The organism is Ancylobacter sp. TW_SC_1 (assembly GCF_056836805.1).
Window position 1 is genome coordinate 3,918,046 of sequence record NZ_CM166365.1, and the last position, 12,712, is coordinate 3,930,757.

12 protein-coding genes are annotated in these 12,712 nt (G+C 66.2%); all 12 read right to left on the reverse strand.

What is annotated here, in order from left to right:
* Positions 1-3 precede the first annotated feature (3 nt).
* The 12 genes from gltA to AC1PZ7_RS18505 all read right to left on the reverse strand — a co-directional run bounded on the left by gltA (position 4) and on the right by AC1PZ7_RS18505 (position 12,441).
* Complete coding sequence (gene gltA, locus AC1PZ7_RS18450; RefSeq protein ID WP_482359676.1) at positions 4-1,278, reverse strand: citrate synthase; 1,275 nt, start codon at positions 1,276-1,278, stop codon at positions 4-6.
* 73 nt (positions 1,279-1,351) lie between these two features.
* The gene (locus AC1PZ7_RS18455; RefSeq protein ID WP_482356643.1) at positions 1,352-2,074 is read right to left on the reverse strand and encodes an ABC transporter ATP-binding protein; all 723 of its coding nucleotides are present in this window, start codon (positions 2,072-2,074) and stop codon (positions 1,352-1,354) included.
* A complete protein-coding gene (locus tag AC1PZ7_RS18460) occupies positions 2,067-2,876 on the reverse strand; it encodes an ABC transporter ATP-binding protein (protein ID WP_482356644.1) in 810 nt (269 codons plus the stop codon). The genes AC1PZ7_RS18455 and AC1PZ7_RS18460 overlap by 8 nt, the downstream gene beginning before the upstream one ends.
* A complete protein-coding gene (locus AC1PZ7_RS18465; RefSeq protein WP_482356645.1) occupies positions 2,873-3,910 on the reverse strand; it encodes a branched-chain amino acid ABC transporter permease in 1,038 nt (345 codons plus the stop codon). The genes AC1PZ7_RS18460 and AC1PZ7_RS18465 overlap by 4 nt, the downstream gene beginning before the upstream one ends.
* A complete protein-coding gene (locus tag AC1PZ7_RS18470; protein ID WP_482356646.1) occupies positions 3,907-4,779 on the reverse strand; it encodes a branched-chain amino acid ABC transporter permease in 873 nt (290 codons plus the stop codon). Before AC1PZ7_RS18470 ends, AC1PZ7_RS18465 begins: the two co-directional genes overlap by 4 nt.
* Before the next feature lie 92 nt (positions 4,780-4,871).
* Positions 4,872-6,032: an ABC transporter substrate-binding protein gene (locus AC1PZ7_RS18475; RefSeq protein WP_482356647.1), complete on the reverse strand. Its 1,161-nt coding sequence runs from the start codon at positions 6,030-6,032 to the stop codon at positions 4,872-4,874.
* Between the two features lie 258 nt (positions 6,033-6,290).
* Complete coding sequence (locus AC1PZ7_RS18480; RefSeq protein WP_482356648.1) at positions 6,291-7,502, reverse strand: diaminopropionate ammonia-lyase; 1,212 nt, start codon at positions 7,500-7,502, stop codon at positions 6,291-6,293.
* Between the two features lie 60 nt (positions 7,503-7,562).
* Positions 7,563-7,991: a CBS domain-containing protein gene (locus AC1PZ7_RS18485; protein ID WP_482356649.1), complete on the reverse strand. Its 429-nt coding sequence runs from the start codon at positions 7,989-7,991 to the stop codon at positions 7,563-7,565.
* Between the two features lie 29 nt (positions 7,992-8,020).
* On the reverse strand, positions 8,021-9,418 hold the full coding sequence (locus AC1PZ7_RS18490; RefSeq protein WP_482356650.1) for an NAD(P)(+) transhydrogenase (Re/Si-specific) subunit beta: 1,398 nt from the start codon (positions 9,416-9,418) through the stop codon (positions 8,021-8,023).
* A gap of 10 nt (positions 9,419-9,428) precedes the next feature.
* On the reverse strand, positions 9,429-9,881 hold the full coding sequence (locus AC1PZ7_RS18495) for a proton-translocating transhydrogenase family protein (protein WP_482359581.1): 453 nt from the start codon (positions 9,879-9,881) through the stop codon (positions 9,429-9,431).
* Between the two features lie 234 nt (positions 9,882-10,115).
* Entirely contained in the window at positions 10,116-11,273 is a 1,158-nt protein-coding gene (locus AC1PZ7_RS18500) for a Re/Si-specific NAD(P)(+) transhydrogenase subunit alpha (RefSeq protein ID WP_482356651.1), read from the reverse strand.
* A 352-nt stretch (positions 11,274-11,625) separates the two neighbouring features.
* Positions 11,626-12,441 (reverse strand): GntR family transcriptional regulator, encoded by an 816-nt coding sequence (locus AC1PZ7_RS18505; protein WP_482356652.1) that lies wholly within the window; start codon positions 12,439-12,441, stop codon positions 11,626-11,628.
* Positions 12,442-12,712: the final 271 nt, after the last annotated feature.

Consider the following 12,712-nt stretch of genomic DNA (forward strand, 5'->3'; position numbering starts at 1 on the left):
TTCTCAGGCGCGGCGCGCGGTCGGCACGTAGTCGCGCGCGGCCACGCCGGTGAAGAGCTGGCGCGGGCGGCTGATGCGCTGCGCGGGATCCTCGATCATCTCCTGCCACTGGGCGATCCACCCCGCCGTGCGCGCGACGGCGAACAGCACGGTGAACATGGTGCTCGGGAACCCCATCGCGCGCAGCGTCAGCCCCGAATAGAAATCGACGTTCGGATAGAGCTTGCGCTCGATGAAATACGCGTCTTCCAGGGCGATCCGTTCGAGTTCGAGCGCCACCGCGAACAACGGATCGTTGCCGAGCCCCGCCTCGGCCAGCACCTCATGGCAGGTCTTCTGCATGATCTTGGCGCGCGGATCGTAGTTCTTGTAGACGCGGTGCCCGAAGCCCATCAGGCGGAACGGGTCGTCCTTGTCCTTGGCGCGGGCGATGAAGGCCGGGATGTTCTCCGGGCTGCCGATCTCGGCCAGCATGTTCAGCGCCGCCTCGTTGGCCCCGCCATGCGACGGTCCCCACAGGCAGGCGATGCCGGCGGCGATGCAGGCGAACGGGTTGGCGCCCGAGGAACCGGCGAGGCGCACGGTGGAGGTCGACGCGTTCTGCTCGTGATCGGCGTGCAGCGTGAAGATGCGGTCGATGGCGCGGCTGAAGACCGGGTTGGTGCGGTACTCCTCGCACGGCACCGCGAAGCACATCTTCAGGAAATCGGAGGCGTAGTCGAGGCCGTTGGTCGGCTGCACGAAAGGCTGACCGATCGAGTACTTGTAGGCCATCGCCGCCAGCGTCGATATCTTGGCGATGACACGGATCGTCGCGGTGGTGCGCTGCTCGGGATCCGAGATGTCGGTGCTGTCGTGATAGAAGGCGGCGAGCGCGCCGGCCGACGCCACCAGTACCGCCATGGGATGGGCGTCGCGGCGGAAGCCGAGGAAGAACCGGGTCATCTGCTCGTGCACCATCGTGTGGCGCGTGATGGAGCGGTCGAAGCTCGCCTTCTGCTGCGCGTCCGGCAGTTCGCCGTTGAGCAGGAGATAGCAGGTCTCCAGGAAGTCGCCATGCTCGGCGAGCTGCTCGATCGGATAGCCGCGATAGAGCAATTCGCCGGCATCGCCGTCGATATAGGTGATCTGGCTCTCGCAGGAGGCGGTGGAGGTGAAGCCGGGATCGTAGGTGAAGATCCCGGATTCCCCGTACAGCTTGGCGATGTCGATAACGTCCGGACCGAGGCTTCCCGCGCGCAGCGGCAGGGACCAGCTCCGGTTGCCGATGGTGAGCATCGCGACCTTCGCCGCGCCGTTATCGACCACGTCCATTTTGTCTCCTGCCAATGGTTGCCGAACGCCCGGACCTCTAGAAGCTGTGGGCCATGCCACCGCCCAGATAGGCCTCGCGCACATGCGGGTTGCTTATCATCTCCTCGCCCGGTCCTTCGAGTGCCATCGAGCCGGTTTCGAGCAGATAGGCATAGTCGCACATATCGAGCGCGGAATAGGCATTCTGCTCGACCATCAGCACCGTGGTGCCACTGTCGCGGATGCCGCAGATGATCTCGAAGGTCCGTTCGACGATGTTCGGCGCCAGACCGAGCGAGGGCTCGTCGAACAGGATGAGCGAGGGACGGGACATCATGGCGCGGCCGATGGCGAGCATCTGCTGCTCGCCGCCCGACAGCGTGCCGGCGACCTGACGCCGGCGCTCCGCCAGGCGGGGAAACTGTTCGAAGGTCCGCTCGAGATCGATCTCGACCTCGGCCCTGTCCCGGCGCAGATAGCTGCCCATGCCGAGATTTTCGGCCACCGTCATGTGCGGGAAGACGCGCCGGCCTTCCGGACAATGGGCGATGCCGAGGCCGAGGATCCGGGCGGGCGAGGCCCGCGTGATGTCCACGCCGTTGAACAGGATCTGCCCGCTGACCGGCGGCACCAGTCCGGAGATCGAGCGCAGCGTGGTGCTCTTGCCGGCGCCGTTGGCGCCGATCAGCGCGACCAGCTTGTTCTTCGGCACGGTGAGGCTGATGCCCTTCAGCGCCGTGACCTTGCCGTAGCGGCAAACGATGTTGCGGATTTCAAGCACACTTCGCTCCCTGGCCGAGATAGGCGCGGATCACCTCCGGGTCGTTCTGGACGACCGAGGGCGGCCCTTCCGCAATGAGGCGACCGTTGTTGAGCACCACGACGCGGTCGGAGATGCCCATCACCATCGGCATGTCGTGCTCGACCAGCAGGATGGTGATGCCGCGCTCGCGTATCTTCTTGAGCAGCCGCACGAAGCTGCCGGTCTCGGTCGCGTTCATGCCCGACACCGGCTCGTCGAGCAGCAGCGCGGTCGGGTTCGCGGCGAGCGCGAGCGCCACGCCGAGCAGGCGCTGCTCGCCATAGGGCAGGCTGCCGCCGAGTTCGGAGGCGCGATGCTCGATGCCGACGAGGCGCAGGATCTCCCACGCCTCCTCGCGCAGTTTCTCCTCGGCACGCCGGCTGCTCGGCAGGGCGAAGATGGTTGCCAGCAGTCCGGTATGGATGCGCCGGTGCAGGCCCATCAGCATGTTCTCGAACACCGTGCAGGTGTCGAAGACGCTGGTACGCTGGAAGGTGCGCACCAGGCCGAGCTTCGTCACCTCGTGCGGCTTCAGCCCGGTCAGCGACGCGCCGCGATAGACCACCCGGCCCTTGGTCGGGCGCAGGAAGCCGGTGATGACGTTGAACGCCGTTGTCTTGCCGGCCCCGTTCGGGCCGATCAGGCTGACCAGCTCACCCTCGCCGACCGTGAAGTGAAGGTCGGAGATCGCAATGAGGCCGCCGAAATGGACGGCGACATGCTCGATGGAAAGAGCCACGGGCCGTTCATAGGTCGCGGCGGCGGCCATGCTTGCGTTCATGCGCTCTCTCCCTTCCCGGCAATGGCGGGTTGCGCGAGGTCTTCGGACCGGTTCGACCGGCTGAACCACTGCTCGATGGCCGGAACGATGCCCTGCGGCAGCACGAAGACGACGATGATCATCAGCAGGCCGTAGAGGATCCACTGGATCTCCGGCCCGACATAGGAGCGCAGCACCACCGGCGCCATGCCGAAGATCAGGCCCCCGACCATCGGTCCGGCAAGCGTGCCCTTGCCGCCGGTGATCACCATGATGACCATGGTCACGGTATTGAGGAACATGAAGATCATCGGGTCGATGATCTGGATGTAGTGGGCGTAGAGCGCCCCCGCGCAGCCCGCCATGCCGGCCGAGACGATGGCGGCGAGCACGAGGTAGCGGGTCACGTCGATACCGACCGAGGTCGCCAGCGATTCATTGCCCTTGAGCGCGATCATGGCGCGGCCGAAGCGCGAATTCACCAGCCGTTTGATGAGGATGTAGGCGAGAATGATGAAGGCGAGGACGACGTAGTAATTCTCCACCTTCTCCCACAGCGTCATGTAGCCGAGGCCGGGAAAGCCGATCGTCAGGGGCGGAATGCCCGGCAGCGCGAGCGGGCCCTGCGTCAGCTCGACCCAGTTCAGCGACACGAGGCGCGTCACTTCCGCGAAGCTGATCGTCACGATGACGAAATAGGCCCCACGCACCCGGAAGGAGAGCTTGCCGATGACATAGCCGCACAGCGCGGCAACGACGGTGCCGAAGAACAGACCGAAGACGGGCGGCCATGGCTCATGGACGACGCGGAACAGCCCGAACAGCTCGACATCGAAGCCGAGCGCGGTCAGCGCGCTGGTGTAGGCGCCGATGCCAAAGAAGGCGACATGGCCGAGGCTGAGCTGCCCGGTATAGCCGAGCAGCAGGTTGAGGCTCATCGCTGCGAGAATGAAGATGCCCGTCGTGATGAGGGTATGCAGCAGGTACTGGTCCGTCAGCCAGAAGGGGACGGAGACGAAGAACAGCACCACCAGTAGGGGGGTCAGACGGTTCATCCAATCCGCTCCACGCGCGCGAAGATGCCGGTCGGCCGGAACAGCAGCACGACGATGATGATGAGGAAGCCCATGGCGTCGCGGTAGCCGGACGAGATGTAGCCGGCGCCGATCTCCTCGGCGAAGGCGAGCAGGAAGCCGCCGATGGTCGCGCCAGTGATGTTGCCGAGGCCGCCGAGGATAACGATGGCGAACGCCTTGAGCGAGGCGAGGTCGCCCATGGTCGGCGTGACGACGAAGACCGGACCCAGCAGCGCGCCGGCGGCCGACGCCAGGCCCGAGCCGAGCGCGAAGGTCATGGTGTAGACGGCACGGATGTTCACGCCCATCAGCGCGGCCGTGTCCGTGTCCTGGAAGGTCGCCCGCATCGCATTGCCGAGCCGCGTGCGGTTGATGAGCAGGTAGGTGGCAATGATCAGCAGGATAGCGACGCCGAACACGAAGATCCGCAGCCACGACAGCGAGACCGGCCCGAGGACGAGCGGCTCGGTCGGGAAGGGCGAGGGAATGGACTTGGCGACGCTGCCCCAGGCGAGATGCTCGGTGTTCTGCAGGACGATCCAGGCACCGATCATCAGGAGCATGGTGGTGTCGATGTCGGCCCCCCGCTTGGGGCGCAGCAGCACCAGCTCGATCAGCGCGCCCAGCACCATGCCGCCGGCAATGGAGAACAGGATCGCGACATAGAAGTTCATGCCGAGCACGACCGACACGAAATAGAGCAGGTAGGCGCCGAAGGCATACAGTTCGCCGTGGGTGAAATTCACCACGCGCATGATGCCGAAGATGAGCGTCAGGCCGATGCCGAGCAGCGCATAGGTGCCGCCCATGATCAATGTGTTGGCCAAGTGTTGAGATAGCTGGTCCACGTCCGTGCCTCATCCGTGCCGGCCCAGAGATCGAGCGGCTTCCTGTCGGGCGAAGAAAATCGGGCGGGCCGTTCGACCCGCCCGAGGCAAAGCTACTGGAGAACGTCGACCTTGCCGTTCACGACCTTGCCGATATAGGTCGCCGGCACGCTCTGGCCGCTCTCGCGGCCTTCCGGACCCGCTTTGTTGAAGACGATCGGCCCGTTCAGACCCTCGACCTTGATCTGCCAGAGCGCGTTGCGGATTGCCTCCGGCTCGGCCGAACCGGCCTTCTCGATGGCGGCGGCGATCGCGTTGATGCCGTCATAGCCGCGATAGCTCTCGGTCAGGCCGGCCGGCTGGAAGCCCTTCTTCGACCAAGCCGCGATGAAGGCCTCGGACTTCTGCGGATAGGCCGACTTCTCCGGCTGCCAGGGCGCGAAGAACACCATGTGCATGGTGCCTTCCGTCGCCTTGCCGGCCTGCTCGATGAGCTGGTCGGGATTCTGCGACCCGCCGGTGGTGATGATCTGGCGCTTCAGTCCGAGTGCCTCGACCTGCTTCAGCACGAGGGTGAGTTGCTCGACCGCGGCGGTGATGAACAGCGTGTCGGCGTCCGACGCCTTGATCTTGGAAAGCTGCGCGCTCATGTCCTGCGCCGACTGGTCCATGATCTCGACGAGGCCGACCTCGACGCCGCGCTTCTTCAGCATCGCCGAGAAGTCAGTCGCCGAGCCGCGTCCCCAGTCATTGTTGATGACGAGGAAGTCGGCCTTCTTGATGTTGAACTTGTCGAGAACCTTGGCAAGGTTCTCCGCCTCCAGCGAGGACGGCGCCGAGATGCGGAAGACGTAAGGGTTGCCCTGCAGGGTGATCTTGCTCGACGAGGACGTCTCGACGATCATCGGCACCTTGTACTGCATCAGCTTCGGCATGACCGCCAGGGTGAGGCTGGAGCCCCACGCGCCCATCATCACCGGCACCTTGTCGCGAACGATCAGCTTCTCCGCTACGGCGGCGGCCTCGGTCGGATTGCTCTTGTTGTCCTCGATGACGAGGCGGAGCGGCCTGCCGAGCACGCCGCCCCGTGCATTGATCTCGTCCGCCGCGATGCGCGCGCCCTCGGCGACGAAGGTTCCCGATGCCGCGAAGGCCCCGGTGAGCGGCATGTTCACGCCGACCGGAATGTCATCGGCGGCGGCCGCGGCCCCGCTGAAGGCAAGCGCGAAAGCACCGGCCAGACCCACTTTCTTCGCAAGACTTATGCGTATCATCCGTTGCTCCTGAAAGGTTTTGCTTTTGTTGTTTCTGCTTTGATTTGAATGAGAAAACCCGGATCAAGCCAGGCTTCTTCCGATGCCTGCGCAAAGCACGCCGGCAAGGCACATCACATCCGGTCCCAGCGCGGGACCAAGAATAATATCATCCTATTGTTAGAATGATATGATGTAAAGCCATTGTCAGCCTTATGCCTTTCATCGCGTGTGGGAATTGGGCGTGACGGCGGGGGCGGCGGATGGCGGCTGAAAGGGCTAGACCGGCGCCGCCGCCAGACGCCTGGCGACGACGCGCTCCGGCTCCAGATCGGTCAGGCGGACATAGAGCGCGCGGTCCGTCGCCCCTTCCGTGTTGAATAGCAGCACGCGCGACGTCGCCTCGAGGCCCAGCGCCTGCCGTGCCTGCGGATCGTCCAGCGCCGCGACGAGCGCGGCCAGGCCGGCGCCGCCGCTTTCTCCGGCGACGATGGCGGGATCGCTGCCCAGCGGGCGCGCCAGCATGTTCATCGCCGCCGGGGCGCTCGCCTCGTCCACGGTCATGAAGGCATGAGCGAGGCGCGACAGCACCCGCCAGGCGACGAGCGAGGGCTCGTAGCACTCCAGCATGGCCATCACGGTCGATTCCTCCGCGGGGATCTTGACCGTATGGCCGGCCGCGTGGCTCGCCATAAGGCAGGCGGCGCGCGCCGGCTCCACCACGACGAAGCGCGGCGCCTGCACGCCATAGGCCTGCGCGAGATAGCCAGCCATGGCCGCCGCCAGCCCGCCGACACCGGCCTGCAGGAAGCAATGGGTCGGCGCCTGCGGCAGCGTCTCGACCACCTCCTGGCCCATGGCCGTGTATCCCTCCATCACGAGGGTCGGAATGCGCTCATAGCCAGGCCAGGACGTATCGGAGACCAGCGTCCAGCCATTGTCGGCGCAGGCCTTCTCCGACGCCGCGACGGAATCGTCGTAATTGCCCTCGACCCGGACGATCTCTGCGCCGAAGCGCGCAATGGCCGCCTCGCGCTCGGCGCTGACGCCGGCGTGCAAGAAGATGACCGCGCGGCATTTCACCAGCGAGGCGCCCCAGGCGACCGAGCGGCCGTGATTGCCGTCGGTGGCGCTGGCGACGACGAGCGCGGAGGTCGCGGCACGCACCGCCGGCTGCTCCAGTTCGGAAAGCGCCACGGGGCGCCCCAGCGCCGCCTCCGCCGCCTCCAGCGCCAGACGGATGACGGCATAGGCGCCGCCGAGCGCCTTGAAGCTGCCCAGCCCGAGCCGGGCGCTTTCGTCCTTCACATGGAGGTTCGCCACGCCGAGCCTGCGGGCGAGCGCCGGCAGGCTGAACAGCGGCGTCGCGGCATAGTCGGCGCAGCGCCGGAACACCGCGCGCGACCGCTCCGCGGCCGCGGCGCTCAGGGCCTCGCCATCGGCGCTCTCCAGGCTCGCGCCGCGCTCGGCGAGCGAATTGACGACCAGCATTCCGTTGTCCTCCCAGACTAACCGACATCTATTGTCCACCAATGGCCATCGACGCTTATATTACGCGGCTATATAGGCCTTAAGTGCTTCACGTTCGCGTTCGATGACGTCTATTCTCGACTTCACGACATCGCCGATGGAGACAATTCCGATCATTCTATTGTCTTCCATGATCAGCATGTGGCGCATCTGCTTGTCGGTCATGCGCTCGCCGATCTCGTCGAGGCTGTCGCCCGGCCCGCACACGCCGAGCAGCCGCGACATCACGCCGGCCACGTCGCCCTTCAATATGTCGGGGCCGTGCGCGGCATAGCGGTAGACGATGTCGCGCTCGGTCAGCAGTCCCACCACCTCGCCGCAATCATCGACCACGGGAAGCGCGCCTATCCGGTGCTTCGCAAGCAGGTTGGCCGCATCGACGATCGCCACATGCGGGCCGACGGTGACGAGATCTTGCGATTTGGATGCAAGAAGAGCCTTGGCGTGCATGATTTCCTCCCATTGTTCGCAGGCGCGCCTCAGAGGTTTTTGACGATGTCCTCGACCATTTTCTTTGCGTCGGCGAAGAGCATCATGGTGTTGTCGCGGAAGAACAGCTCGTTCTCGACGCCGGCATAGCCGGCGGCCATGCCGCGCTTGATGAACAGCACGGTCTTGGCCTTCTCCACGTCGAGGATCGGCATGCCGTAGATCGCCGACGTCGGGTCGGTCTTGGCCGCCGGGTTGGTCACGTCGTTGGCGCCGATCACGAAGGCCACGTCGGCTTGAGCGAACTCCGAGTTGATGTCCTCCAGCTCGAACACCTCGTCATAGGGAACATTGGCTTCCGCCAGCAGCACGTTCATGTGCCCGGGCATGCGCCCCGCCACCGGGTGGATGGCGTATTTCACCTCGACGCCCTCCTCCTTCAGACGGTCCGCCATCTCGCGCAGCGCGTGCTGCGCCTGCGCCACCGCCATGCCGTAGCCCGGCACGATGATCACCTTCGACGCGTTCTTCATGATGAACGCCGCGTCCTCGGCCGAGCCCTGCTTCACCGGCCGGCTCTCCACCGCGCCCGCCGGACCCGCCGCTGCGTCGCCGCCGAAGCCGCCCAGGATCACCGACACGAAGCTCCGGTTCATCCCCTTGCACATGATGTAGCTCAGGATCGCGCCCGAGGAGCCCACCAGCGCACCGGTGATGATCAGCGCCGTGTTGCCCAGCGTGAAGCCGATGCCCGCCGCCGCCCAGCCCGAATACGAGTTCAGCATCGACACCACCACCGGCATGTCGGCGCCGCCGATCGGGATGATCAGCAGCCCGCCGAACACCAGGCTGGCCAGCACGATCAGCCAGAACACCGTGTGGCTCTCGGTCAGCGTCAGCACCACCACCAGAACCACGATGGCCAGCGCCAGCGCGATGTTGATGACGTGGCGCGCCGGCAGCAGGATCGGCTTGCCCGACATGTTGCCGTTCAGCTTGGCGAAGGCGATCACCGAACCTGTGAAGGTGATGGCGCCGATCGCCACGCCGAGGCTCATCTCGATCAGTGCCTGCGCGTGGATATGGCCGGGATCGCCGATGCCGAACGCCGCCGGCGCGTACAGCGCCGCCGCCGCCACCATCACCGCCGACAGGCCGACCAGCGAGTGGAACGCCGCCACCAGTTGCGGCATCTGCGTCATCGCGATCTTGCGCGCGATCACCGCCCCGGCGCCGCCGCCGATGATGAGCCCGCCGAGCACCAGCGCCCAGCCGCCCAGACCCGCCGGCGGCGAGGAGGCCAGCGTCGTGGCGATGGCGATCGCCATGCCCACCATGCCGAACAGATTGCCCTGGCGGGACGTCACCGGGCTCGACAGCCCGCGCAGCGCCAGGATGAACAGGACCCCCGAGACGAGGTAGAGGAGCGCGACCAGATTGGCGTTCATCGGGGCGCCCTCACTTCTTCTTCGAGTACATGGCGAGCATCCGGCTGGTCACCAGGAACCCGCCGAAGATGTTCACCGACGCCAGCACCAGGCCGACAAAGCCGAAGCCCCGCGCCCATTCCGTGCCGTCCGCCACCGTGTCCACGCCCACCGCCAGCAGCGCCCCCACCACGATCACCGAGGAGATCGCGTTGGTCACGCTCATCAACGGCGTGTGCAGCGCCGGCGTCACCGACCACACCACGTAGTAGCCCACGCACACCGCCAGCACGAAGATGGCGAGGCGGAACACGAACGGGTCGATCGCCCCGCCCGTCAGCGCATGCGCCGCCGTGCCCGCCACATCGCCCGCGATCTCCGCATAGCTCTGCGCCGCGGCATCCGCATAGGCCCGCGCCGCCTCGGCGGCCTGGCGCGCCACTTCCGCCGCCATGCGCGCGCCTTCCGCCGCGTTCTGCGCCATCGCGTCCCCGCTCGGCGCGTTCTGGGCGAGTATCACGCCCCCTGCCGGATTGGCCATTTCCTCAATTCCCTTTGGATCTCGAAGGTCGCCCGAGGCAACCCATGGGCTTGCTGTTTCCTGAACCGCATGGCGAGAACGTCATCCCGGCCGGCGCCAAGGCGCAGAGCCGGGAGCGTCGCCTGAGTGGCACGCGCTCCCGCAGCGGCCTGCCGCCGTCCGGGAGGACGGCGCTCCTCAAGCCGCCGGCGAAACCTCCGAAGCCGGCGCGAACCCCGGATGCACCACCGCGCCGTCCCTGGTCAGCAGCGTCGCCTTCACCAGCTCGTCGTCCCACTTCACCGCGAGGCTCTTCGTGCCCTTGTCCACCAGCGTCTCGACGAAGGCGTACAGGTTCTTGGCGTAGAGCTGCGACGCCGTCGCCGCCAGCCGCCCCGGAACGTTCAGGTGCCCGACGATCTTCACGCCATTGGCCGTCGTCGCCACCTCGCCGGGGACCGCCCCTTCGACATTGCCGCCGCGCTCCACCGCCAGGTCGATGATGACCGAGCCCGGCTTCATCGACGCCACCATCTCGCCCGACACCAGCTTCGGCGCCGCACGCCCGGGGATCAGCGCCGTGGTGATCACGATGTCCTGCTTGGCGATGTGGCTCGCCACCAGCGCCGCCTGCTTCTGCTGATACTCGCCCGACATCGCCTTGGCGTAGCCGCCCGACGTCTCCGCCTGCTTGAACTCCTCGTCCTCCACCGCGATGAACTTGGCGCCCAGGCTCTCCACCTGCTCCTTCGCCGCCGGGCGCACATCGGTCGCCGACACCACCGCGCCCAGACGCCGCGCCGTGGCGATCGCCTGCAGCCCCGCAACGCCCGCGCCCATCACGAACACCCGCGCCGCCGGAACCGTGCCCGCCGCCGTCATCATCATCGGAAACGCCCGGCCGAACTCCGCGCTCGCGTCGATCACCGCCCGGTAGCCCGCCAGGTTCGCCTGGCTGGACAGCACGTCCATCACCTGCGCCCGGGTGATGCGCGGCATCAGCTCCATCGCGAAGGCCGACACCCCCGCCTTGGCCAGCGCCTCGAGCTCCTTCTCATGCCCGTGCGGGTCCATGATCGCGATCACCAGCGCCCCGGGGTTCGCCCCCTTCAGCGCCGCCGCCGCCGGACGGCGCACGCACAGCACGATGTCCGCCCCCGCGACCGCCGCGGCGTTGTCCGCCACCACCCGCGCGCCCGCACCCTCATACTCCCCGTCGCCAATCCCAGAGGCCACACCAGCCCCCGACGACACGACAACCTCAGCTCCCAATCCGACATAACGACGAACCGTATCCGCAGACGCGGAAACCCGTGGCTCAAAGGCAGAGCTCTCGCTGACAATCGATATGCGCATGGCCATCTTCCGCTGGGACAGGTCTCGGGTCGAAGGGGCGCTTCCACCGCCGGTCCCCTGCCTCTTCAGGCGAGGGATCGACATGCGCGCACGGAAGAACCACCCCGCGAAAATGACGCTATGATACTATCTTTAGTAAGACAATACATTTTGTTCGACTTTATACGCATGCGGCCCGGCGGACGCGTTGCGGGAGGTCCGACGCCGTCCCTCGCGATCCGACGGGTGCGGGCACGACCGGGCGGCGCCGCTGCCGGGCAGCTGCCCCAGTTCCGCCGAGATTTGCTTGAGAGGAGCGGCGCGGCCCGCGCTACGGCTTGCCGCCAAGGACTTGTCGCCGAGGACTTGTCGCCTACGACTTGCCGCGCGTCTTGCGCTGGGCTGGAGCCGCGACCGGGGGCTCGTCATCGGCCATCGGCTGGCCGTTGGTCAGCAGATCGATATCGATCCGCACGCAGTCGCTGCGATAGATGATGTCCGCGACATAGATCACGACATCGGCGGCGTCGGTGACGATGCACCGGCACATCGCCGTCGGCGTGCCGAGTGCGACCTTGAGCAGGTCCGCGACCTCTGGATCGGCACCGCCGATGGTGATCGACTGCCGCGCGGTCTTCACCTGCACCTGCTTGAGTTCCGCCAGGATGGGCAGGGCCGGACGGGAAGCGAATCCGGCGGGGTCGAGATCATAGACATGGCGCGCGAGCTGCAGGTTGACGATGCCGTAGGGCTCGTTGTCCTTGAACTGCACGCTGCGCAGGAAGACATAGCCGTCGGCTGGCTTGCCGTCATCCGGCGACAGCGCCGGCCGCGGCGCGACTTCCGGCGCCGCGATCAGCCGCGGAACATTGCCCTTGAGGGAATCGGCGAGCGACTGCCAGTCGGTGGCCAGCTTGAGCCAGCGCTTGTCGGTCTTCTTCTCGAGAATGAAGGTGCCGCGCCCCTGCCGGCAATAGAGCAAGCCTTCCTTACGCAGGATGTCGACGGCCTGCCGCACGGTGACGCGGGCGACTTGGAACTCGACCTCGAGCTGCTCGAGCGTCGGAATCTTGGCGCCCGGCAGCCACTGCCGCGCCTCGATGCGCTGGCGCATGACCTCCGCAACTTGGAGGTAAAGCGGCACGCGGCTACGATCATAGGTACGCTGGAGGTTCAAGGGACCATTCATATTAAGTTTCGAACATTGAGCACTTAAGATATTCTATATCATCGGGAAATCAAGGATGGCCGAGAGCCGGCGCGAAAGACCGGCATTTTCGGCGCCACGCGGCGTGCCGTCGATGGCGGCTAGGCCACTCCAGCGCACCTGTCGCGGCATGATTGGCATCTGGATGCCGACACTGTCGACAACCGATGCCCACCGATGCGGAACCGCGGCGAGGCCCATACGGCAGGTCAACCCGCAACGATGCTTGATTGTGCTTTATTCCTAGACAACC